This is a genomic window from Stutzerimonas stutzeri (assembly GCF_018138085.1).
GTDB lineage: Bacteria > Pseudomonadota > Gammaproteobacteria > Pseudomonadales > Pseudomonadaceae > Stutzerimonas > Stutzerimonas stutzeri_AI.
Genome location: NZ_CP073105.1, coordinates 3,853,966 through 3,874,907, shown reverse-complemented (window position 1 = coordinate 3,874,907; position 20,942 = coordinate 3,853,966). Strand labels below are relative to the sequence as shown.

The following is a 20,942-nucleotide window of genomic DNA, read 5'->3' as shown; positions in this document are numbered from 1 at the left end:
TCTTGGTGCCCTGACTGTAAGCGCACCGAGGTGAATATGCGTCTGGTAAATCGTTAAGCGGGCATCCGTTTTATTTATAGGATTACCGGGGTGGGTTCACAGCTCGCGCGGCTGGTATGGCGCGTAGAAACCGGTGCCTCGCCAGTCCGGTGTCAGGGCGTTGGTCAGCGGCGCGCCACGCTTGTAGGCACCGCCGTTGTGCGAGTTGCCGCGACCTGCGTAGCGAGCCACGTAAGGATACGGGTAGACCGGCATGCCTTCTGCAACGGACACCGGTTTTTTGCCGTGCCTGTCGCCGGCGTTCTTGCCGCTCGTGGCTGCGGTCATACCTTCATCAGCTTCAGCGCTAGCCTTGTGGACGATGATCTCGTCAGGAGCCCAACCGGACTCGACCCACCGCATCACGGGAGATAGCAGGTCCATTTCGCTAGGGCCTTCGCCCCCGCTGCAGTGGTACATCCCGGGCACCAAATAAAGACGCTCAAATCGATTGGCCTGACGTTCACCCATGTAGCGTTGCACGGCTTCGTGGTAGGCAATGGTGTTGATCGGCGAGATGTGCTGGTCCGACCAGCCATGCCACAGAATCAACTTGCCGCCCTTGCGCGCGAAGGCTGAAAGGTCGGGATTGGTCGCGTCGAACAGTGGATGGCGAGCACGCAGCCGGTCGAAGGTTTCGGCATTGAAGGCCAATTGATCAAGGGTATAAGCCGGTTGCGGTGCCGCTTCGAATACAAGATAGCGAAGGGCGTCGAGGGCAATGGTTTCGCTGAAAAGCGGATCGTCTACGGTCTCCGGGACGAACACGCCAGACCAGGCGAGCTCGGAGCCGGGCTGTGGTCCGCCAACTGCGAGTCGTTCGCCGGTCTCGGCATCCCGAGGCCCTTGGTAGATAAGCCGAGCAGTTCGGACTTCCGCTGTGGTCAGGCATTGGCTGCTGTCCTCATCCGACGCGCACTGGATCGTGGCAGGGTCGAATTCGCAGATTCGCGGATCGCTTAGCAGGCCATCGGTTTGCCCGTCCAATCCATCGCATTGGGCCAGCACCGCCTTATGCAGCACGGGTAGGCGCGAGGCGACCAGCACGGCTCGGCCATCGGGCGCCTTGTTGACCTGCGCCTGCCAGCCGTGAAGCAGGGAGTTCTGCACTTGAAAATTCATTGCCGGCGCACCGGCGACGATGCCGTTGAAGTCGTCGGGATAGCGCTGGGCTTCCACCAGCGCTTCGCGACCGCCGTCAGAGCAGCCGGAGAAATACGAGTATTCAGGTTGCTGGCCGTAGAAAGCTTCGATCAACGCTTTCGACGCCAACGCTGTCAGGTGTACGCCACGATAGGCGAAGTCGGCGCGCTTTTGCGGATCGCTGCCAAACGCGCCGCCGTTGCCTTGGTGGCCCATGTCGGTACTCGCTACGACGAAACGGCCGTCGTGCAGCGGGACGCAGCCATTGGCGGCAGGCGCATCGAGCGAGATGCTTCCACACAACCCACCGCAGCCCACCTGCAAGTAACGCTGGGTCCAGGTCCGAGTTGGCAGCTCCACCTGGAAGCCGATACTCGGTGCTAGCACACCCGCGACTGCGCAGACCGCGACGCCGTCATCGTTCACCTGCTGTTTGGCCGTCACTACTCGGCTGCCGGCGCCGCCGATCGATGTCAGATCGACCCCGGACAGTGATGAGCAGGACGCGACGGGCCCGACTACCTGTGGCTGTACTGGCTGTCCGTGTTTATCGTGGTAATCCGACCGTTTTAGATCCGTTTGTCCTGCAGCCAGCACGGGGCCTGCGATCAGGGCTAGTAGCAACGCTCCGCTTACCAGTGGGAGTCTCATAACGCCACCTCTTCTTCTTGTTGGGGTTGGCTCACTTTAGGTCGTAACGGATCGCCGGATGCTGGGAAATGGTTAAGCGCATATCCGATCTGTTTATGCCGAGCCAGGCAGGTGAGGTGCGAATGTCGGGGGGCGTGTTGCCCTTGGGGCGGTACTCGATACGTGCGAGCGCGAGGCAAAAAAACGCAACCATCCGGGGAGATTGCGGTTCTGTAATTTGGCGCCGGCTCGGCCAAGCGGCGTCTCTGGCGGGGTGCAGACCATGACGCAGATTTCGATCTCTTCGGCATCACTGCCGCCGAGCCGCTCGGTTTCACCGATCCGTTCTTCGGCTCCGAGGGCTGGGTGCGACGCCACGGCGCGCAGCCGCCAACCAGTTCAAGACGGCACAAATGATCGCCGGAAATTGGCTGTTGTCACGCGAGGCGCTGGAGGCCTATGCGCTGGAGTCGCACCAGCGCGCCCTGCGTGGCCATCGCCAAGGGCCGCTTCACTCGCGACCGCTGGCTGGGTCGAGCACGACGAAACACCGCCCGACGACCCTGGCGAAGATGGCTGAACGGGATGTTCTGTTCGGCTGTGACCGTATGGCCGCAGCGGTGTCGAGCAAGACCTGCGACGCCAGCGCCATGCTGATCGTCTCCGAGGCGGCGCTGAAGCGTCAAAGTAAAGCCATTGAAGATCCAGGAAAGAGAGCTTTCCTGGCTGACGAACTGCCAGATTGCCGAGCTGCTCGATTCGATCTGCAGTGGCTGCGATAACCCTCATGTCGAACCGGTTGTGCTGATTTGCTTGGCGACCGATGCTCGATGGTCCGAGGCGGAAAAGTTGAAGCCGACCAGTGCTCGTAATGGGTCATCACGTTCAGCGGGACAAAAAGCGAAAAGTGCGATCTGTGCCGAACTGGAGAAGCGGATTGTGAAGCACTGGAGGGAGCATAGCCCGTTCATGCATTCGATCACCTCGTTCCGCCGAGCGCTCGCCAGGACAACGACCCGGCTACCGAGAGGGCAGGCCGCCCATGCGCTGCGGCATTCTTCGGCAGCCACTTCATCCAGAACGGCGGGAACATCCTGACGCTGCAGAATCCTGGGCCATTCGAGCCTGGTCATGACGATGCGGTATGCGCATCTGGCGCCGGATCAGGAGGCTATTCGTTTCGGGCCGGTGCTCGACCCAAAACAGCGTAGCGTCGGTACTCATTCGACACCGCTATCCCAGAAAGCAAAAACCCCCGAAATTCACTAGGAAAATCAGGGGTTTAAGTGTTTCGAATTGGTGGAGCCGGGGGGATTTGAATCCCAAACTTCAATATCCCGGCCAAATCAAGGCTTCAGCGCATTGTGCAAGAAATTTTGATTTGTTGGATTGCTCACAGTGAGCGCGAGTATATGAACCTTTCGAGTCTTGTCAAGCATGGCATTAACCTATCTGTGAGAGCGGTTTTGCATGCATTGGCGAGTAGGGCCTGGACATCGTCCTCGGCTTTTAGCACGACTCGAACATCGCTGAAGACTTCTTGCGTGCGCAGCACTGTTGCGCGTAGCAGGCTGTTGCCGTCGGCCAGCTTGGCGCAGCGTTTGTCGCTGCCGAAGCGCTGCCCGGTGCCGGCGGCGAGTACCAGGCCGATACACTCAGGGTTATGGCGCGGTTCTGTCATGTTGAAAATCTATGCTGCCCCCTAAAGAAGGTTGGCCGTAGAAGAGCACTTGAAGGGCTTCGCGTCCCTCTCTGGAGTGTGCTGTCTTTTGCGTATTCAGCCCCTGGTTTCAGCGTTGTCAAGTGGCAGTTTTGCTATAGGAGCCTTCTTTCCGCGCACCGCATCACTGGTAATGCTGTTCGATCACTCGAAGCTTCGGATGATCTGATCGTTATTTAGTCAGATTGCTGTTTTTGACATCGGCAAAGACTGAAATCAATCAGAAATACAAGGGTGTGCAGCCCTAGATTCTTTCTTGCAGCGCCTTGAAGAAGGCATCAATATTCTCATCGTGGCGTTTGTAGTAGGTCCAGGGGCCGATCCGCTGCGATGTCACCAATTGCGCGCGCTGTAGAGCTGCGAGATAAAGCGATGTCGTTGACTGAGAGAGGCCCGTGCGCTCTTGGATGATACTGACGCACACGCCTACCGTTTCTGGGTCGACTTGCTGCTCGGGAAAGACTGTCCTGGGATCCTTGAGCCAATTGAGGATGGCAAGGCGCGTCGGGTTCGCCAATGCTTTCAGGGCTTCGTTGACGTCAATAGTCATGAATTTTTTGAGACCTGTTTTTTCCGATATCTAGATATCTTCCTGATTCGCGCATCAAATTGGAAGGCTTCGCCATGATCTCTGCGCGCCAGCCCGTCGCAATGACGGGCTGGTTTGGACTGGAATCCTATTGTCCTGTCAGGTAGGACTATCGGGCACCTGTGCGCCGAATTGCGGGACGATATGTTTGCCAAGTTCCTCGATAACCTCTGCTGCGGGGCGTTTACCATACTTGAGGTTCAGGATGACGTGATCTACACCGATTTCCTGAAGTGTATCCAGCAAGGCCCGCAGGTGGTTACGTCCCAGTCGGAATCCTAGATGGATAGGCGAGGGTGGCGTGGATGGGTGTTCGTCCAGGTCGATATACAGCGATTGCAAGAACGGCTTGTAGATAGTGCCACATTGTTTAGCCGTTTCCTGTCGCCAATCTTCCACGATGAGTCGCTGTATTTTTGGCGGACGTGGATAGTTGATCCATCCATGGCTTTCACGCGCGATCCAATCGAGCGACTGGCGGCTATGTCCAGTTACGAATAGCGGTATTTCCCGAGTCGTAGGTTTGGGAACGAGATCGGCCCCCAGTAACTCGCCGTGACTCCAGCGAATGGGCTCGAAGTGTGTTCGATGGGCTTGGCGTATCACATTGAGGTTTTCTTGAAAGGTCTCGCCACGCTTTTCTGGATCAACGCTGAATGCGGGAAACTCCACGGGACGATCGCCAGAGGCTACTCCCAGGAGCAAGCGACCTCCGCTCAACTGATCAATGCTCGCTGCGGCCTTTGCCGTGTGCAAGGGATTACGCAAAGTAAGGGCGATGGAGGCGGTGCCTAGTGCGATTTTTGTTGTATGGGCTGCGATGTAGCCCAGATACACCCAAGGGTCGAAAACCTGGCCGACATCACCGAAGCTTGGGTCCCTGAGCGGGACGTCGCGAAACCAGAGCGCCGAAAAACCAAGTGCCTCTGCACGTTTGGCCAGCGCGACCTGATCTAGCATGCTCGGTGTATCACCTTCGAAAGCCTCCAGGGGAAAGAACAGCCCAAGGCTTAGATGACCCTGCCTGAAGGTCCGTTTGAATCCCCTATGCTCTTGGTAGGGAGTCGTGCTCGGTTGGTACATGCTTAACTTCCTCGGTCAGCAAACGCTGAGCCACGCCCCTGAGTTATGGGGCGTGGCTCTGAGCGTTTAGGATTTGTAAGTCGGGTAGTCGGTGTAGCCCTTATCGGTACCGCCGTACATGCTGCTTGGATCAACTGGGTTAAGCGGCCAGTTGTTGGCGATACGAGCGGGCAGGTCGGGGTTCGCAATGAAGGGGCGGCCAAAAGCGATCAGGTCGCCCCAGCCAGCTTTTATCACGCGATTTCCTCGTTCAGCGGTGTACTTGCCGGCATAGATAATCTTGCCGCTGAAGGTCTTACGAACAGCTTCCCGGAACGTCTCAGGCAGCTCGGGTGCGTTTTCCCAATCGGCTTCGGCGAGCGACAGGTAGGCAATGCCCACTTCCTCGAGGATCTTCACTGCCTTGATGTAGGTTTGATGAGGGTCTTCTTCGACCAGACCAAGGTAGACGCGGTCTTCGTCTGTGGTCGCGAACAGCGGGGCGAAGCGAACGCCAACGCGCTCCTTGCCGACAACACCAGCAACGGCGAGGGTGATTTCGCGCAGGAAGCGAAGACGGTTCTGCAGCGAACCGCCATATTCATCATCACGCTGGTTGGTATGGGCCGAAATGAACTGGTTTACCAGGTACCCGTTCGCGCAGTGAAGCTCCACCCCGTCAAAACCTGCGTCCAAAGCATTTCGGGCTGCTTGGGCGTAGAGCGCAACCAGTTCCTTTACCTCCTCGGTGGACAGAGCTCGTGGGGTCGAAGGGTCGGTCAGTGTACCCGTGCCGGGGCCAGTTTCGATGAACACCTTGACGTTGTCCGCGCGGATGGCTGATGGCGCGATGGGCGCTTCACCACCGGGTTGCAGCGATGTGTGCGACACGCGACCCACATGCCAAAGTTGAGCAAAGATGACCCCCCCTTCGGCGTGAACAGCGTCGGTGACCTTACGCCAGCCTTGTATCTGTTCCGGGCTATGAATGCCGGGTGTCCAGGCATAACCCTGTCCTCGGGGTTCGATTTGTGTGCCCTCGGTCACCATGAAGCCAGCACCGCTGCGCTGACGGTAATACGTGGCCATCAGGTCGTTCGCAATATTGCCGGGTTGGGAGCTGCGCGAACGCGTCAGTGGCGGCAGAACGATACGGTTCTTGAGGGTGTATGGGCCCAGCTGAGTGGTTTTGAAAAGTTCTGATTGTGCCATTTTGTTTACCTGCATATCTAAAATAGTCGATGTCATGGGTCAAAAAATATGGATCAACGAGGTCGGAAGAGTCCGAGCGGTCCAGGTCACGAAGGCGCGCTGTGCGCCCTGCACCGCGCGGGCGACGTCGGCAGCTGTGGCGTTGATAATGTCGAGGGCTTCACCGTATTCGTCCGAAACTCACTGGTTGTCAATAAACAGGCCGTAGCTGCTGTCGGGAAGGTGATTCGGATGGGTATCGCTGGAATCTTTCATGGGACTACCTCCTGGGGTTTCTAGCGCGGTTATGGGTAGACTATTCCCGATATTCATATATGTCAATATACTAATATTGCTTCCGGCACGTACGCATGGTTCCACGCCCTTGCAGCTCACTTCTGGATCAGCTGGGAGCGCGCCGTGCTTCGCGTCAGGGTTGCCTATGCAGCCAGCTCCCTTGATTTTTTCATCAAGGAGGCTGGTTGCATCGACGAACACATCGACCACCCGCACCGGGTTGGTGTCCGCGACGTAGTCATCCAGGCTCTCGGGCAGCAGCGTGCTTTGGCCTCGATGTACTCCCTGGATAAAGCGCTTCATGGGCCGCCCCTGCTGAGTCTGAATCCTTCAAATCACAGCAAGGTCGATGCCAACGTTTTTACACAGCCTGGGCCAATAGCGGACGATTGGCTGGCAGGTATGCATCGCTATGTCCCCAGGCCTTGGGGAAATAGCTCGGGGTTTGAAAAAGCCTGCTTAAGATGGTCGTACACCAATCGCACCCGCTTCGATACAGGGCCCTGCTGCGGGCGGTATATGAACAGATCCCATGGCGCTGGAGCGAGATCAGCCAAAACAGAAATCAGCTTGCCTGACCGCAGATGGGGCTCAGCCAGATAGGTAGGAATTTGGCCAAAGCACATGCCTGCCAGGGTGGCTTCCAATTCCGTGTCAGGATCATCACAGATAAGAGCTGGCTGCCTGGGCGTGAATGTTTGCCCGTCGGCAAATAGCCAAGGCCAAGGGCGACCATTTTTCTGGTCGATCAGGACTGAAAGTGGCAGCTGAGCCAAGGCATCCAGAGATCTAGGTATTGTCTTTTGCTCTATTAGCGCCGGGCTTGCGACAACGTAAAACGGCACGGGAGCTAAGGCCCGTGCGACGTAGCGCCGGTCGCGAATAACACCCACCCTGATGCCAATATCGATATGCGCCTCAACGGCATCGGTCATCTGATCTTCCAGGCGGAGATCGAATTGCAGGTCTGGATGTGCTGAGGCCAAGGGCTGAAGAAACGGTATTAAGAAGCGCCTGCCAATAGCATGTGGAGCCGTGATTCCCACCCTCCCTGACAGCTCAGGTTCCATCCTGTGCGACCGGAATAGCGTGTCGAAATGCTCCAGAGCTGATCTGGCATCTTTGGCGTAATCCTGACCGAAAGCAGTGATGCTCACCTGGCGGGTATTACGGTGAAACAGCGATTCGCCAAGCTCCGTTTCCAGGGCTTGAATGGCTCGGGTAACCCCTTGCGGGGAGATACCTAATCGGGTTGCCGCTTCGCGGAAGCTACCTGCCTCTGCTGCTGTGCAAAAAATCCTGACCATCTCCATGCGGTTAAGCATGTTGCCCTCCCATTTATTCCATATTCAGGAATAGCTTAATCCAATCATTTCCATTTATTGAGATCAATCATGGGACTAAGGTTTGCGCACTGCCAGGTTAACCAGCCATGGCGAAGTACAAACCCGCCGATGAGGTTCTCAACATGAGTAATAACATTTCTGGAAAAGTTGTCGTTATCACCGGCGCCAGCAGTGGCTTGGGTGAAGCGACTGCACGCCACCTTGCTGCGCTTGGCGCGCGCGTAGTGCTGGCCGCACGCCGCAAAGATAAACTCGACGCATTGGTGACTGAGCTGACCAATGCAGGTGGTCAGGCAATCGCGTATCAGACCGATGTCACCTCTCAGGAAGAGGTCAAAACGCTCATTCAAGGTGCCGTGGACACCTACGGGCGCATTGATGTACTGGTCAACAATGCCGGGCTGATGGCGATTGCACCGCTCAGTGATGCTCGCACTGACGAGTGGGATCGCATGATCGACATCAACATCAAGGGGCTGCTGTACGGAGTCGCGGCTGCATTGCCGGTCTTCCAGAAACAAAACAGTGGCCACTTCATCAACATCGCATCGGTTGCAGGCCTGAAGGTATTCAGCCCTGGCGGCACGGTGTACAGCGGCACCAAGTTTGCTGTGCGGGCCATCTCCGAAGGACTGCGTCACGAAGTCGGTGGCAGCATTCGCACCACGACTATCGAACCGGGTGCCGTGGACTCCGAGTTGAAATTCGGCAGCTCCCACCAACAGAGCCGCGATTTCGTGGTGGACTTCTACAAGCAAGCAATTCCCGCTCAATCCGTCGCTCGGGCTATCGCCTTCGCAATTGAGCAGCCTGCTGAAGTGGATATTAACGAGATCGTTCTGCGCCCAACCGTGCAGGAATTCTAATGAGTTTAGGGCCTGCCGCTTCGGCGTCAGGCCCCGCTTATATGGAGTGAAAAGCTGTGAGCAACGTAACTGAATCGCTTTCGAGTGGGGGACTGATGAAGGCCTTGCGCCTAGACAGCTATGACGCGAGCACCCTGCTTGAAGTCGAAGTCGCAAAGCCTTCGCCACAACAAGGGCAGGTACTGGTAAAGATTAAAGCCAGCGGCGTTAACCCAATCGACTACAAAATTCGCCTGGGGCAGGCCCCTTACGCGATGCCTGAGTTACCAGCGATCATTGGCACTGATTTGGCTGGCGTCGTTGAGGCAGTGGGCGAAGGCGTTACTCAATTCCAAGTTGGGGATGAGGTGTATGGTCTGACTGGCGGTGTGCGTGGATTGCAGGGGTCTCTAGCCCAGTACGCGGCAGTCGATGCAAATTTGTTAGCCATCAAGCCCAGAAATCTAAGCATGCGCGAAGCGGCAGCTCTGCCACTGGTGACGCTGACTGCATGGGAAGGCCTAGTAGATAAAGCAGCTGTGAAAGCGGGTGACCGCGTGTTGGTTCATGGTGGCGCTGGCGGAGTCGGGCATGTGGCCGTACAACTCGCCAAAGTGTTTGGTGCGGATGTTTATGCAACCGTGTCCCCGGCGAAGCAATCAATCATCGAGTCCTACGGGGCAACGTCCATCGATTATCAAAGCGTTGGCGTCAATGAGTATGTGGCCCAGCACACTAACGGGGATGGCTTCGACATTATTTATGACACCGTTGGTGGCGAGTCCTTGGATCGGTCGTTCCAGGCTATTCGCCCATATGGGCACGTCGTCAGTTGCGCTGCTTTTTCCTCCCATAACCTAGCTCCGGGCTCCCTGCGCTGCATGACCCTATCCGGGGTATTTGTCCTATTGCCAATGCTTTCTGGCAAAGGGCGTTCTCACCATGGCGAAATCCTACGCAAGGCTGCCCAATTGGCAGAGGCGGGCCAGTTGAAGCCGCTGGTAGATGAGTTCCGCTTTACTTTAAGCCAAGCTCAGACTGCACATGAGATGCTTGAGCGCGGAGATGTACGAGGTAAGGCCGTCATTGATATCGACTAAGGGCCTTCGTGCCCGTAAGGCAGATGGGTTCTACCCCATTTCCACGGACGGTTTTGAAAGGGCTGAAAACTTCTGATCTTGCCGGGCGACTCTACGGCGCATTCTTGGGTTGTGGAACCGTTCGATGTAATCAAACAAGTCTGCTCGCGCCTCATCACGTGTCCGATAGGACTGGTGAGCGACACGCTCCCGCTTGAGCACTCCGAAAAACCCTTCGCAGGCCGCGTTATCACCGCAATGGCCGACAGCACTCATACTGCACACCAACGTGTTCCGGCTCAGGAAGCGTTGATAGTCGCCGCTGGTGAACTGGCTCCCGCGATCTGAATGCAAAATCACCGACCAGTCACCCTGGCGTTGCCAGATCGCCATTTCCACTGCCCGGATTACCATTTGTCGATCCTGGCGATGGTGCATCGACCAGCCAATCAGGCTCGCCCCCGAAATATCAACCCTTAGGAGTACTGATTCATGGACACCCCGATCATTGTGGTCGCCACGATTACGCTACAGCCCGGCAGCCGTGAAGTGGCCGAAGCGGCGCTTCGCAAAGCTGTCGCACGAAGCCGCAAGGAACCTGGCTGCGACCAGTACCAGCTCCATGAAGACAGCGAGCGGCCGGACAGGTTGGTCATGATCGAGCGTTGGCGAGACGAGGCGGCGCTACAAGACCATCTTGAAGGGCCGGTCTTTCGAGAGCTGGCCGAAACGCTTGAAGCGCATATCACGCTCGACGTGATGAAGCTGTCGTTGCTGGCTTGAAGCCGTAGCGTCTCGGCCGCCAGAACCGTGGGATGCGATACTGGTTCTGGCAGCTGCTATCTAGCATTGCCGTTCAAGCGATCAGGCCAGGATCAGACGCGAGAGGCGGCAGCTCCTGCTTCAGCGGATCGAGATGACTGCGCAACAGTGCATGCAATTGCTGAACGGCCGGCGAATATTGCTTGCGATGCGGGCACACCAAGTTCAACGGTGTGGGCTCGCCTTGGTAGTGGGCCAGCACTATCTCCAGCCGTCCCGCCTCAATGTCATCGTGTACGTCCAGCCAGGATTTGTAGGCCAGTCCTTCCCCCGCTACCGCCAAGCGTCGCACGATGTCGGCATCGTTGCTGAAAAGTGGACCGGTGACTTGCACTGTCTGATCACCTACCTGCCAGCAGTCATGCGCACGCCCATTGAGCGAATACAGCAGACAGTGATGCTGGGCTAGATCGGTGGGCTTTTGAGGTCTGCCGTTACGTTCTAGATAATCGGGAGCGCCCACCAGAACACGGCGGTTCCAGGGAGCTAGCGGCAATGCCACCCAGCTCGCATCGTCAAACACGCCGTAGCGCAGGGCAACGTCGACCGGATCTCGAAAAACATCCGCCACTTGATCGGAAATTAGTAGACGAAGACTGAGCGCTGGATGCTGACGGCGAAACTCGGAAAGCCATAACAACAGCAGGTTGCGCCCTAGATCTGATGGAGCCGAAACCTGCAGCAAACCCTGCAGCTGGGTACTTTCCCGGCGTATCCGGTCTTGACCTTCGTGCAACGTATATAGCGCCTCGCGGGCAAACGGCAAGTACTGCTCTCCTTCGGCAGTCAGCCGCAGGCTGCGCGTAGAACGAGCGAATAGACGGATATCCAGCTCTCGCTCGAGGCGTTTGATCGCCGCAGCCACCTGGCCTGGAAGCAGGCCGACCTCGCGAGCGACGTTGGAGAAGCTACCCAGCGCGGCTGTGCGCACGAAAAGCTGAAGATCTTCGAACCGAACCATTTTCACACCTGGGGTGAAAGTGCTGGCTGATTTTGAGCCTTTTTCCAGGGGTATGGGAAGACGAAGATGCCCCTACGTTTCGCTTGTACCTGACCTTCAAGGATTGCCCACATGAAAGCTATCGTCTTCACCGAATACGGCCTGCCAATCGACGACCCTCGAGCATTGTTCGACAGTGAGCTGCCAGAACCTACCCCAGGGCCGCACGACCTGCTGGTGCAGGTCAGGGCCATCGCGGTGAACCCGGTCGATACCAAGGTCCGTTCTGGCAAGGGTGCTACCGAGCAGCCCAAGGTGCTCGGCTGGGACGCGGTTGGCGTAGTGCGTGCCGTAGGCGCCGACGTAACGCTGTTCCAACCCGGCGATGAAGTCTTCTATGCCGGCGCCATCGACCGTCCAGGCAGCTACAGCGAGTTGCATCTGGTCGACGAACGCATCGTCGGGCGCAAGCCGCGCAGCCTGGACGATGCCAGTGCCGCCGCTTTGCCGCTGACGTCGATCACTGCCTGGGAACTGCTGTTCGACCGCCTCGGCATGAGCGGGGGCGGTGGAGCAGGGCAGAGTCTGCTGATCCTGGGTGCCGGCGGCGGCGTGGGTTCGATCCTGACGCAATTGGCCCGCCAGTTGACCGGCCTGCAGGTGATCGGCACCGCTTCGCGCCCGGAAACCCGGGAATGGGTCAGCGCCCTGGGTGCGCATCATGTGATCGACCACAGCCGGCCGCTGGCCGAGCAGCTAAAGGGCATTGGTATCGAGGCGGTGGATCACGTGATCAGCCTCACCCACACCGACAGCTACCTTCCTCAACTGATTGAGGTGTTGCGGCCCCAGGGTCATCTGGCACTGATCGACGATCCGGCTGTGCTCGATGTAGTACCGCTCAAACGCAAGTCGCTGGCGCTGCACTGGGAGCTGATGTTCACCCGCTCGCTGTACGGGACGGACGACATGATTAAGCAGCACCAGTTGCTCAACCGCGTGGCGGAGCTGATCGACGCTGGTGTGCTTAAGACGACTGTAGGCGAGCATTTTGGCCGCATCGAGGCGGCCAACCTGCGGCGTGCCCATGCACTGATCGAAAGCGGCAAAGCCATGGGCAAGATCGTCCTGGAAGGCTTCTGACTTATCCATGGACCAGCGCCCGCCGCGCGGGCAGGAGACTCATCATGCGCATCGAAAAACGGTTTCGCCACACACTGTTGGCCTTGGCGCTCGCCAGTCCAGTCACCTTCGCCACGCCACTTCAGCCGCTGCCGGCGAGCGCTGCGTCGGCTCGGCCGATTGGAGTGATTGACCAGGTATTTGCATTCCATGACGCCATGCCCACCGGCGTCACCGTCAGCGAGACCGGGCGTATCTTCGTCAACTTCCCGCGCTGGGGCGACGCCGTGCCTTTCACCGTTGCTGAAATTCGAGACGGGAAGGTCCAGCCTTACCCCAATGCAGCCATCAATACCGACGATCCGGACGACCCGGCCAAGGGATTCATCAGTGTGCAAAGCGTGGTCGCCGACGGCATGGGGCGTATCTGGGTGCTGGACACCGCTGCGCCGGAATTCTCCACGCCGCGTCCCGGCGGTGCGAAGCTGGTCGCCATCGACCTGGCCAGCAACCGGGTGGTCAAGACCCTGGTCTTTCCACCTGAGGTGATACTGCCGAGCACCTATGCCAACGACATGCGCTTCGACTTCCGGGTGGGCAAGCAAGGCACGGTTTACGTGACCGATTCATCCGTGTCCGGCCCTGGCGGCATCATCGTCATGGATATCGCCAGTGGTAAAGCCAGCCGTCGGTTGAGCGGCGCAGCACAGACCTCTGTCGACCCGGACTTCGTGCCGGTCGTGGAGGGCAGACCGGCGCTACTGACCAAAGGCACCGATGGCAAGCCGAAGGCGCTGGGGGTGGCTTCCGACGGCATCGCTTTATCCGCGGATGGAAAAGACCTCTATTTCTCTCCGTTGTCCAGTCGCCACCTGTACGCCGTGTCAACTGCACTGTTGCGCGACCCAGCTGTGAGCGAGGCACAGCTGCAGGTTGCCGTGCGTAACCTGGGTGAGAAGGGCGCCTCCGATGGCCTCGAGGCGGATGCCGAGGGTGCCGTTTACGCCACCGACTACGAACACAACGGAATTCGCAAGCGCCTGCCTGACGGCACGTGGCAAACCATTGTCCATGACCCGCGGGTGCTCTGGCCGGACACCCTTTCCATCGGCCCGGACGGCTACCTGTATTTCACCGCCAACCAGCTGCATCGCTCACCTGGCTTCAACGGTGGCCAGGACCTGCGTAGCAAGCCCTACAGCCTGTTGCGGGTAAAAATCGATGCAGCGCCGGCACCTACGCACTGAGACGGCCTCCGCCTACGCAGCTGCAATCGGAAAAACGTTGACTTCGGACTGTGCCCGAGACGCGCGTCTGCGGGCGAGGTGAAGCCATGAAACCGATCATCCGTCTCGGTTACATCGACCTGACTTTCATGCGGCGAGTGCCGCGCTGGTGCAGCGCGTACTTGAACGCCACGACTATGAGGTTATGGTCAGTGCCGCGCCACATGAAGACATGTTCCGCCGCTATGGTGCCGGCGCTGTCGACATGCTGGCCTCGGCCTGGCTGCCGGCGAGCCATGGAGACTACCTGGCGCCTTATGCCGCGCAAACACGCACGCTCGGCGTACTGTACCGGCCTTACTGCATCTGGGGCGTGCCGGACTATGTTCCCGTCGACGCGATACAGAGCGTCGCGGATCTCCTTCGCCCCGAGGTCGCTACACGAATGACGCGGCTGATCCAGGGCATCAATCCCGGCGCCGGCATCAGCCGCTTCTCCAGGGCGATTGTCCAGCAATACGGCCTCGATCGGCTCGGATATCACTTCGAGAACGGTACTCAGGCCGATTGCTTCGTGCGCTACGAACAAGCCCATGCACGGCGCGAATGGTGCGTCGTGCCACTCTGGCATCCGCAGTTCCTGCATCACTCACACCACATTCGCCCCTTGGACGAACCCCTGGGGCTGCTCGGTGGCCAGGATGACGCAACGCTGATCGTGAGCGAGCCATTTGCCCGCGATATGCCCGCGGCATTGCTCGAGGAACTGAACCGCCTCAGTCCAGGCAACGAAGTCATTAGCGAACTTGATCACTCGATCTGCCGCGATGGGATGTCAGCGCTGCAAGCCGCCGACGCGTGGCTGGCTCGCAGCGTTGCCCTTTGAAAACACTATCTGACAGGAGAAACCACCAATGGAACTCGCCAGCCTCGCCAAACGTCGCTATACCACCAAGGCTTTTGACGCCAGCCGCAAGATTCCGCAGGCGTCCATCGACGCGTTGCTTGAACAACTGCGCCACAGTCCGTCCTCGGTGAACTCGCAACCCTGGCACTTCGTCATTGCATCTACCGACGAAGGCAAGGCGCGAATCGCCAAGGGAACCGAGGGTAGCTTTGCCTACAACGCACCCAAGGTCCTCAAGGCTTCGCATGTGATCGTGTTGTGCAGCCGTAACGACATGACCGAGGAACACCTGCAGGCGCTGCTAGATCAGGAAGCGCGTGATGGCCGTTTCCATAGCGAGGATGCCAGGGTCGGGCAGGACAATGCCCGCCGCGGTTACGTAGCACTGCACCGCTATGACCAGAAGGACCTGCAGCATTGGATGGAAAAGCAGACCTATCTTGCGCTGGGGACCCTGCTGCTGGGTGCTGCCGCGCTTGGTCTGGACGCTACGCCAATGGAAGGCTTCGATTTCAAGAAGCTCGATGAGGAGCTGGGGCTGCGGGCACAGGGCCTTACCAGTCTGGTGCTGGTCGCGCTTGGCTATCGTGACGAAACCGATTTCAATGCCGGTCTACCAAAGTCGCGTCTGCCAGCGGAGCAGGTTTTCACTCATATTTAAGAAACAGGCCCCCTGAATCGACGAGCAAGCGGGCGCCACTCGGCTTCCTGATGGCAGGGTTTCGCCAGCGGCTTCTTTTCTGAAGCAACGAGCAGCCGCTACGACAGGGCTTGATCGATCCAAGCAACCCTGGATGGTACCGATCAGCCCTATGGAAACGCCGGGGGGGGCGGCGCGCGAAGCGGCGATGATGAGGGGCCGCCTCGCGATGCCCTATAGGCGACGCTTGCGCTCATCGATTCACATCTACCACCACGCGACCGCGAACCTTGCCATTAAGTAACTGTTCGACGACCGACATGGCCTCGCTCAGGCCAATCTCATGGGTGATCTGATCGAGTAGCGAGAGGTCCAGGTCAGTGCAAAGACGCTCCCAGGCCTCGACACGCTCCTTGTAGGAACGGGTGACGCTGTTGATGCCAAGCAGACTTACACCGCGCAAGATGAAGGGCGCCACCGTTGCTGGGAATTCCATCCCTTGAGCTAGGCCGCAAGCAGCAACGACCCCATCAGCGTGCGTACCGGCGCATACGTTAGCAAGCGTATGGCTACCGACCGAGTCGATTGCCGCGGCCCATCGCTCTTTCGCAAGGGCTCGCCCGGGATTGGACAGCTCGTTGCGATCGATGACGGTAGCTGCGCCTAAGCGCTTGAGATATTCCGTTTCGCCGATTCGGCCTGTCGCGGCGATCACCTGGTAGCCTCGGCGCGCCAGCAGCGCAATGGCGAAGCTGCCAACTCCGCCATTGGCCCCCGTTACGAGTACCTCGCCACGCGCCGGCGTCAGGCCATGACGCTCGAGGGCTAACAGACAAAGCATCGCTGTATAGCCTGCAGTTCCTATTGCCATGGCCTGGCGTTCGCTCAAACCCTTCGGCAGCGGGATCAACCAATCCCCCCGCAGCCTGGCTTTCTGGGCCAATCCTCCCCAGTGGCTTTCACCTACGCCCCATCCGTTTAGCAAAACTCGGTCACCAACCTGATAGTGCGGGTGATTGCTGGTTTCAACCGTTCCGGCCAGGTCAATGCCCGGGATCATCGGGAATTGGCGGACGACCGGGCTCTTGCCGCTGATAGCCAAGCCGTCCTTGTAGTTGAGCGTGCTGTAGCTCACGCGGACGGTAACATCGCCAGCCGGGAGCTGCTCGTCATGCAGATCAGCTAACTGGGCTTGGTATCCGTCTGTATTCTCAATAAGAATCGCCTTGAACATCTTCACCTCCTATTTAGACCGATCGTCTATTAATTCCCAAAAAATTTAACGGCCAATCGCCGCAAAGAATCCTTCGCTGAAGATTTCCAGCGGGCGCACATCGCGGCTCAATTTGCTGCGAAGCACTGCGCCTTCCCAGCCAATCCAAAAAAAAGCGGCTAGAGAATCGCAGTCGCTATCGCTGTCTATCTGTCCTTGGCTCGCGGCTTCACGCAGACAGCAAGCCAGACGTTCCTGCCAATCAATCAGCGTATGCTCCAGCGCCAGACGGAAGCTCTCAGGCAAGGCCATGATCTCCTGTCCAAGGTTGCCCACCAGGCAACCGCGGCGGAATTCGTACTTAGCCATACCCTCCTTGGCATCCTCGACGAAGTTTCGTATGCGCTGGAGCGGTGGGTCCGCCTCGTTGAGCAGCAGCAGATCCAGTTTCCGGGCAAAGCGGCTTGCATAGCGGTCCAATACCGCCTGTCCAAAGGCTTCTTTACTATTGAAGTAGTGATAGAACGAGCCCTTGGGAACATTGATCCGCTTCAACACGCTGTCGATACCTGTCGCCGCAAAGCCCTGCTCGCTCAACACTTCCATCCCGCACCGAAGCAGCGCGTCGTGGGTGTCTTCACGCTCACGAGGAACCTTTGGGGGACGGCCGCGACGGGCTACTGGTTTTGCACTAGTCATGACAGCATAATAGACCGATCGTCTCAAATATCAAGACAGCAACAACTGGGTGCTCAAATGTGCAAGGGGCTTCACGGGAGTATTGCGCAGCCGAAACTGTTCGCCTGCCATCGGCGTGCCGAACTCAATGAGGATCAACAAGTGGTACATGGTGATGGACAGGAGGCAAAGCCCCCTCGCTGCATCTGCAATGGGAGATTGCGATCCGCTGTCGTCTGGTTCAAAGAAGATATACCCAGCGCTCCCTGGAAAGCAGCCAGGCAGATGGTGAAACGTGCCAGGTATTGGTTTCTGTAGATACCTCCGGCATCGTTACGCCTGCAGGGTCATCCCGGAAATGGCACACGCTGCGGGAGCTATCGTGATCTATGTCAGTCTTGCGGACGTCTCCCTCGTTAATGCCAACGAGTTGATGTTGATTGGCCGTGCATCCGTGGTGCTGCCAGCGCTTTTCAAATTCAGGCGGTGACAGGACAGCAGGCTGCGGTTCGCGAGCGACTACAGGCACGGCGATAAAAGCATGAACTCGTCGTATCCGATCAACCTGCACGGCCATTCGCTGAGGGACGGTCTGCGGCGTCGCAAGAAGCTCGATGCTCTGGCCAAGCGGCTGCGGGATCCCATCGCCTCGCGGATCGATCCGCAAGCCTATGCGCATGATCGCCAGGCAGGTGCTTCTCCGAAGACGCTCAACAATGAGCTGGGCTATCTGCGCGCGGTGTACAACGAGCTTCGTGGCCTCGCCGTCATCAAGTACGAAAACCCGTTGGCGCTGGTGAAGCCGTTGAAGATCCAGGAGCGTGAGCTTTCATGGCTGACGAACGAGCAGATCGCCGAGCTGCTGGAGTCGATCCGCAACGGCTGCGATAACCCGCATGTCGAGCTGGTCGCGACGATCTGTCTGGCAACCGGGGCGCGATGGTCTGAGGCCGAGAAGCTGCAGCCAGGATCTATCCGAAACGGGGTCATCACCTTCAGCAGGACTAAGAGCGGCAAGGTTCGGTCGGTCCCGATCTCACCGGAGCTGGAAAAGAAGATAACGAAGCACTGGAAGCGTCACGGGCATTTCACCCCGGCGATAACCTCGTTCCGGCGTGCGCTGGCAAGAACCACGATCAGGTTACCGAAAGGGCAGGCCGCTCATGCACTCCGGCACACCTTCGCCAGCCAGTTCATCCAGAACGGCGGCAACATCCTCACGCTACAGAAGATCCTGGGCCATTCGAGCTTGGCCATGACGATGCGGTATGCGCATCTGGCACCGGATCATCTGCAGGATGCGGTACGGTTAGGGCCGGCTTTTTCCTAGTTGTCATTATTCCATTGATGGAATATTCCATAGGGGCTATATTTCGTATGACTTGGGACGTTGAGTACACCGATGAGTTTGGTGGCTGGTGGGAGTCACTCACTGCGGAGGAGCAGGAGTCCATAGCGGTCTCCGTGCGTTTGCTGGAAGACCGTGGGCCTTCGCTCGGATTCCCACATAGCAGCGCTATCAATGGGGCACGTCATGGGCATATGCGAGAGCTGAGAACCCAGCACAACGGGCGCCCGATACGAACGCTGTATGCATTCGATCCCAGGCGCTCGGCGATCCTGCTGATTGGCGGAGACAAGACGGGCGACAACCGCTGGTATGAAATCAACGTTCCGTTGGCAGATCGTCTCTATGACGAGCACCTGGAACAGCTTGAGAAGGAGGGCTGAACGATGGCCAAGAAATTCGCAGACTTACGCGCAAAGATGTCGCCAGAGGCTCAGGCTCGCGTGGAAGCCAAAGCCCAGGAGCTGCTTGCTGAAATGCCGCTGAACGAACTGCGCCAGGCACGTGGCTTGTCGCAGAAGATGCTGGCTGAGCTACTGCACGTACAGCAGCCGTCGATCGCGAAAATGGAAAAGCGCACCGACATGTATATCTCCACGCTGCGTAGCCACATCGAAGCAATGGGCGGGCAGCTCGAGGTCATCGCCCGGTTCCCGGATGGTTCGGTGAAGATCAGCAACTTCGCCGAGATCGAAGCTGCCGCTCAGCAAGCGTGAGTCTTCGACACACGCTACGCCAGAAAGCAAAAACCCCTGAAATTCTCTAGGAAAATCAGGGGTTTAAGTGCTTCTAATTGGGCCGGGGGGATTTGAATCCCAAACTTCAATATCCCGGCCAAACCAAGGCTTCAGCGCATTATGCAAGAAACCTTGATTTGTTGGATTGCTCACAGTGAGCGCGAGTATATGAACCTTTCGAGTCTTGTCAAGCGCCGCATTCACTTATCTGTGAGAGCGGCTGTGCATGCGTTGGCGAGTAGAGCTGCCCGCAGTCGGTTGGGTTTAGGCTGCGTTGAAGCCAAACACTCCTGAGTTTGAAGTTACCAATGATCTAGGGAGGCGTCTTGGGTTTCTAAGGTGTTCCCGTTGGCCCCCGATCATAATCACCTCAACTCAATTTGCGGTCTTATCTTGACTGCGGTTCGAGGTTCATGGAGCAGGATTGCTTGGTGTGATTCCAGGTTTCAATCGCGAAGTGCGAAAATGGATGGGGCTGACATCGCTCGCTCAAGGCGCGGTTGCCAATACCTTACGAGCGAACGTAACCAATTCAGGGCAGTCACCGTTGGTGCTGTTTCGGTCAACAAAAAAGCCTCGGATGCCTACTGCCGTTGGCCCATCTCGGTCGCAACGTTGGGAGTCACCGATCATCCACGATGCGGTCGGGGACGCCCCAAGCTGATCGCAAATCCAACTGTAGATGGTGGGTTCGGGCTTCATTACGCCTAAATCACAGCTAAATGCATATGCGTCTAGCATGGGGTAGCAACGCAGGACGGCTTGCCGGTACGGGAAAGCCAAATTCGAGCAAACACCGATTCGAATGCCTTGCTCTTGGAGCAGTTTCACCGCTTCGAGCCCGTCAGGATATGCCTCAACGGCTGCGATCTCTTCTGCCAGGACAGTTTCCAGAGTGCTCAATTGTTCAGGGCTTGCAGTGATCCCCAAATGCGCTGCGGCTTGCGTCAACGTTATCGCAGATTTCATCAGGAAAGACGCGTCGTCCGGGCGGGGGCGCCGACCATGCGCCTTTCCGATCTTCATCAACTGTCGGTACGGATGCGACCCATCTTGAATCTTTATCAGTGTCCCGAAAGCATCAAAAATGACGGCTTGTATGGTCATTAGACATCCCGTCACGACAGGGTATCGAAGGCTGGCGCATTCAACCGACGTGCTTGATTGGCCCCGAATACTTCGCTATAGCATGATTATTGGTTACTAGGATGAAGCCTTCCGAAGCTGCTTGTCCAATGGGCATCCGATCAAATGGGCGCTGTGAAGGAGAGGCGAGGCCGCAGCCTTAATGGCGTGTCGGCTGGTCATGGACAGCTCCTTGTAGTCGCCGTCCAGAAGAGACCTTCTTAGTACTCCTGAATCGAACTG

The 20,942-nt window shown here is 57.9% G+C and carries 23 protein-coding genes and 1 pseudogene; 12 read left to right on the top strand and 12 right to left on the bottom strand.

Annotated elements, in window-relative coordinates:
• Positions 1-96 precede the first annotated feature (96 nt).
• The gene (locus KCX70_RS17875) at positions 97-1,833 is read right to left on the bottom strand and encodes a tannase/feruloyl esterase family alpha/beta hydrolase (RefSeq protein WP_212618317.1); all 1,737 of its coding nucleotides are present in this window, start codon (positions 1,831-1,833) and stop codon (positions 97-99) included.
• Between the two features lie 392 nt (positions 1,834-2,225).
• On the opposite strand from KCX70_RS17875, the gene KCX70_RS17870 reads away from it, so the two are divergent.
• Positions 2,226-2,594, top strand: coding sequence for a hypothetical protein (locus KCX70_RS17870; protein ID WP_212618316.1), 369 nt, complete (start codon positions 2,226-2,228; stop codon positions 2,592-2,594).
• Positions 2,595-3,205: 611 nt separating this feature from the next.
• Here the strand turns inward: KCX70_RS17870 and KCX70_RS17865 are convergent.
• The 6 genes from KCX70_RS17865 to KCX70_RS17840 form a co-directional block, all read right to left on the bottom strand.
• On the bottom strand, positions 3,206-3,493 hold the full coding sequence (locus KCX70_RS17865) for an NTP transferase domain-containing protein (protein WP_249121662.1): 288 nt from the start codon (positions 3,491-3,493) through the stop codon (positions 3,206-3,208).
• A gap of 283 nt (positions 3,494-3,776) precedes the next feature.
• Positions 3,777-4,082, bottom strand: a complete 306-nt coding sequence (locus KCX70_RS17860; protein ID WP_212618315.1) for an ArsR/SmtB family transcription factor — start codon at positions 4,080-4,082, stop codon at positions 3,777-3,779.
• A 138-nt stretch (positions 4,083-4,220) separates the two neighbouring features.
• On the bottom strand, positions 4,221-5,204 hold the full coding sequence (locus tag KCX70_RS17855; protein WP_212618314.1) for an LLM class oxidoreductase: 984 nt from the start codon (positions 5,202-5,204) through the stop codon (positions 4,221-4,223).
• 66 nt (positions 5,205-5,270) lie between these two features.
• Positions 5,271-6,395, bottom strand: a complete 1,125-nt coding sequence (locus KCX70_RS17850) for an alkene reductase (protein ID WP_212618313.1) — start codon at positions 6,393-6,395, stop codon at positions 5,271-5,273.
• Positions 6,396-6,575: 180 nt separating this feature from the next.
• Positions 6,576-6,974, bottom strand: a complete 399-nt coding sequence (locus KCX70_RS23425; RefSeq protein ID WP_256437945.1) for a hypothetical protein — start codon at positions 6,972-6,974, stop codon at positions 6,576-6,578.
• A gap of 107 nt (positions 6,975-7,081) precedes the next feature.
• Complete coding sequence (locus KCX70_RS17840; protein ID WP_212618312.1) at positions 7,082-7,996, bottom strand: LysR family transcriptional regulator; 915 nt, start codon at positions 7,994-7,996, stop codon at positions 7,082-7,084.
• 143 nt (positions 7,997-8,139) lie between these two features.
• Between KCX70_RS17840 and KCX70_RS17835 the strand changes: the two genes are divergently transcribed.
• Positions 8,140-8,883 (top strand): SDR family oxidoreductase, encoded by a 744-nt coding sequence (locus tag KCX70_RS17835; protein ID WP_212620381.1) that lies wholly within the window; start codon positions 8,140-8,142, stop codon positions 8,881-8,883.
• Positions 8,884-8,978: 95 nt separating this feature from the next.
• Positions 8,979-9,962: a zinc-dependent alcohol dehydrogenase family protein gene (locus tag KCX70_RS17830; RefSeq protein WP_212620380.1), complete on the top strand. Its 984-nt coding sequence runs from the start codon at positions 8,979-8,981 to the stop codon at positions 9,960-9,962.
• Positions 9,963-9,992: 30 nt separating this feature from the next.
• On the opposite strand, the pseudogene KCX70_RS17825 reads toward KCX70_RS17830, so the two are convergent.
• Positions 9,993-10,391, bottom strand: a pseudogene (locus tag KCX70_RS17825) (DDE-type integrase/transposase/recombinase); the annotation flags it as partial.
• A gap of 42 nt (positions 10,392-10,433) precedes the next feature.
• Here KCX70_RS17825 and KCX70_RS17820 point away from each other — a divergent pair.
• On the top strand, positions 10,434-10,724 hold the full coding sequence (locus tag KCX70_RS17820; protein WP_138300404.1) for a putative quinol monooxygenase: 291 nt from the start codon (positions 10,434-10,436) through the stop codon (positions 10,722-10,724).
• 73 nt (positions 10,725-10,797) lie between these two features.
• Here KCX70_RS17820 and KCX70_RS17815 read toward each other — a convergent pair whose 3' ends face one another.
• A complete protein-coding gene (locus KCX70_RS17815; protein WP_212618311.1) occupies positions 10,798-11,724 on the bottom strand; it encodes a LysR family transcriptional regulator in 927 nt (308 codons plus the stop codon).
• Between the two features lie 111 nt (positions 11,725-11,835).
• On the opposite strand from KCX70_RS17815, the gene KCX70_RS17810 reads away from it, so the two are divergent.
• From KCX70_RS17810 to KCX70_RS17795, 4 genes are all read left to right on the top strand, one after another.
• The gene (locus tag KCX70_RS17810) at positions 11,836-12,846 is read left to right on the top strand and encodes a zinc-binding alcohol dehydrogenase family protein (protein ID WP_212618310.1); all 1,011 of its coding nucleotides are present in this window, start codon (positions 11,836-11,838) and stop codon (positions 12,844-12,846) included.
• Positions 12,847-12,890: 44 nt separating this feature from the next.
• Positions 12,891-14,072 carry a major royal jelly family protein gene (locus tag KCX70_RS17805; RefSeq protein ID WP_249121661.1) on the top strand — a complete coding sequence of 394 codons (1,182 nt, stop codon included), beginning with the start codon at positions 12,891-12,893 and terminating at the stop codon, positions 14,070-14,072.
• A 148-nt stretch (positions 14,073-14,220) separates the two neighbouring features.
• Entirely contained in the window at positions 14,221-14,937 is a 717-nt protein-coding gene (locus KCX70_RS17800) for a glycine betaine ABC transporter substrate-binding protein (RefSeq protein WP_212618309.1), read from the top strand.
• Positions 14,938-14,965: 28 nt separating this feature from the next.
• Positions 14,966-15,619 carry an oxygen-insensitive NAD(P)H-dependent nitroreductase NfsB gene (locus KCX70_RS17795; protein WP_015275845.1) on the top strand — a complete coding sequence of 218 codons (654 nt, stop codon included), beginning with the start codon at positions 14,966-14,968 and terminating at the stop codon, positions 15,617-15,619.
• 232 nt (positions 15,620-15,851) lie between these two features.
• On the opposite strand, the gene KCX70_RS17790 is transcribed toward KCX70_RS17795, so the two are convergent.
• Together KCX70_RS17790 and KCX70_RS17785 are read right to left on the bottom strand one after the other, a co-directional pair.
• A complete protein-coding gene (locus KCX70_RS17790) occupies positions 15,852-16,832 on the bottom strand; it encodes an MDR family oxidoreductase (protein ID WP_212618308.1) in 981 nt (326 codons plus the stop codon).
• Between the two features lie 45 nt (positions 16,833-16,877).
• Entirely contained in the window at positions 16,878-17,510 is a 633-nt protein-coding gene (locus tag KCX70_RS17785) for a TetR/AcrR family transcriptional regulator (protein ID WP_015275847.1), read from the bottom strand.
• A gap of 57 nt (positions 17,511-17,567) precedes the next feature.
• Between KCX70_RS17785 and KCX70_RS23530 the strand changes: the two genes are divergently transcribed.
• From KCX70_RS23530 to KCX70_RS17765, 4 genes are all read left to right on the top strand, one after another.
• Positions 17,568-17,807 (top strand): Sir2 family NAD-dependent protein deacetylase, encoded by a 240-nt coding sequence (locus KCX70_RS23530; RefSeq protein ID WP_423836253.1) that lies wholly within the window; start codon positions 17,568-17,570, stop codon positions 17,805-17,807.
• 223 nt (positions 17,808-18,030) lie between these two features.
• The gene (locus KCX70_RS17775; RefSeq protein WP_212618306.1) at positions 18,031-18,819 is read left to right on the top strand and encodes a phage integrase; all 789 of its coding nucleotides are present in this window, start codon (positions 18,031-18,033) and stop codon (positions 18,817-18,819) included.
• A 47-nt stretch (positions 18,820-18,866) separates the two neighbouring features.
• A complete protein-coding gene (locus tag KCX70_RS17770; protein ID WP_049340868.1) occupies positions 18,867-19,220 on the top strand; it encodes a type II toxin-antitoxin system RelE/ParE family toxin in 354 nt (117 codons plus the stop codon).
• 3 nt (positions 19,221-19,223) lie between these two features.
• A complete protein-coding gene (locus KCX70_RS17765; RefSeq protein WP_037038764.1) occupies positions 19,224-19,553 on the top strand; it encodes an XRE family transcriptional regulator in 330 nt (109 codons plus the stop codon).
• A gap of 510 nt (positions 19,554-20,063) precedes the next feature.
• Here the strand turns inward: KCX70_RS17765 and KCX70_RS17760 are convergent.
• The gene (locus KCX70_RS17760) at positions 20,064-20,681 is read right to left on the bottom strand and encodes an HAD family hydrolase (protein WP_020306044.1); all 618 of its coding nucleotides are present in this window, start codon (positions 20,679-20,681) and stop codon (positions 20,064-20,066) included.
• Positions 20,682-20,942 lie beyond the last annotated feature (261 nt).

Excerpts from the sequence above, each read along its gene's own strand:
- KCX70_RS17875 (WP_212618317.1), bottom strand. The coding sequence starts at position 1,833 with ATGAGACTCCCACTGGTAAGCGGAGCGTTGCTACTAGCCCTGATCGCA.
- KCX70_RS17870 (WP_212618316.1), top strand. The coding sequence starts at position 2,226 with ATGATCGCCGGAAATTGGCTGTTGTCACGCGAGGCGCTGGAGGCCTAT.
- KCX70_RS17865 (WP_249121662.1), bottom strand. The coding sequence starts at position 3,493 with ATGACAGAACCGCGCCATAACCCTGAGTGTATCGGCCTGGTACTCGCC.
- KCX70_RS17860 (WP_212618315.1), bottom strand. The coding sequence starts at position 4,082 with ATGACTATTGACGTCAACGAAGCCCTGAAAGCATTGGCGAACCCGACG.
- KCX70_RS17855 (WP_212618314.1), bottom strand. The coding sequence starts at position 5,204 with ATGTACCAACCGAGCACGACTCCCTACCAAGAGCATAGGGGATTCAAA.
- KCX70_RS17850 (WP_212618313.1), bottom strand. The coding sequence starts at position 6,395 with ATGGCACAATCAGAACTTTTCAAAACCACTCAGCTGGGCCCATACACC.
- KCX70_RS23425 (WP_256437945.1), bottom strand. The coding sequence starts at position 6,974 with ATGAAGCGCTTTATCCAGGGAGTACATCGAGGCCAAAGCACGCTGCTG.
- KCX70_RS17840 (WP_212618312.1), bottom strand. The coding sequence starts at position 7,996 with ATGCTTAACCGCATGGAGATGGTCAGGATTTTTTGCACAGCAGCAGAG.
- KCX70_RS17835 (WP_212620381.1), top strand. The coding sequence starts at position 8,140 with ATGAGTAATAACATTTCTGGAAAAGTTGTCGTTATCACCGGCGCCAGC.
- KCX70_RS17830 (WP_212620380.1), top strand. The coding sequence starts at position 8,979 with ATGAAGGCCTTGCGCCTAGACAGCTATGACGCGAGCACCCTGCTTGAA.
- KCX70_RS17820 (WP_138300404.1), top strand. The coding sequence starts at position 10,434 with ATGGACACCCCGATCATTGTGGTCGCCACGATTACGCTACAGCCCGGC.
- KCX70_RS17815 (WP_212618311.1), bottom strand. The coding sequence starts at position 11,724 with ATGGTTCGGTTCGAAGATCTTCAGCTTTTCGTGCGCACAGCCGCGCTG.
- KCX70_RS17810 (WP_212618310.1), top strand. The coding sequence starts at position 11,836 with ATGAAAGCTATCGTCTTCACCGAATACGGCCTGCCAATCGACGACCCT.
- KCX70_RS17805 (WP_249121661.1), top strand. The coding sequence starts at position 12,891 with ATGCGCATCGAAAAACGGTTTCGCCACACACTGTTGGCCTTGGCGCTC.
- KCX70_RS17795 (WP_015275845.1), top strand. The coding sequence starts at position 14,966 with ATGGAACTCGCCAGCCTCGCCAAACGTCGCTATACCACCAAGGCTTTT.
- KCX70_RS17790 (WP_212618308.1), bottom strand. The coding sequence starts at position 16,832 with ATGTTCAAGGCGATTCTTATTGAGAATACAGACGGATACCAAGCCCAG.
- KCX70_RS17785 (WP_015275847.1), bottom strand. The coding sequence starts at position 17,510 with ATGACTAGTGCAAAACCAGTAGCCCGTCGCGGCCGTCCCCCAAAGGTT.
- KCX70_RS23530 (WP_423836253.1), top strand. The coding sequence starts at position 17,568 with ATGTGCAAGGGGCTTCACGGGAGTATTGCGCAGCCGAAACTGTTCGCC.
- KCX70_RS17775 (WP_212618306.1), top strand. The coding sequence starts at position 18,031 with ATGAACTCGTCGTATCCGATCAACCTGCACGGCCATTCGCTGAGGGAC.
- KCX70_RS17770 (WP_049340868.1), top strand. The coding sequence starts at position 18,867 with ATGACTTGGGACGTTGAGTACACCGATGAGTTTGGTGGCTGGTGGGAG.
- KCX70_RS17765 (WP_037038764.1), top strand. The coding sequence starts at position 19,224 with ATGGCCAAGAAATTCGCAGACTTACGCGCAAAGATGTCGCCAGAGGCT.
- KCX70_RS17760 (WP_020306044.1), bottom strand. The coding sequence starts at position 20,681 with ATGACCATACAAGCCGTCATTTTTGATGCTTTCGGGACACTGATAAAG.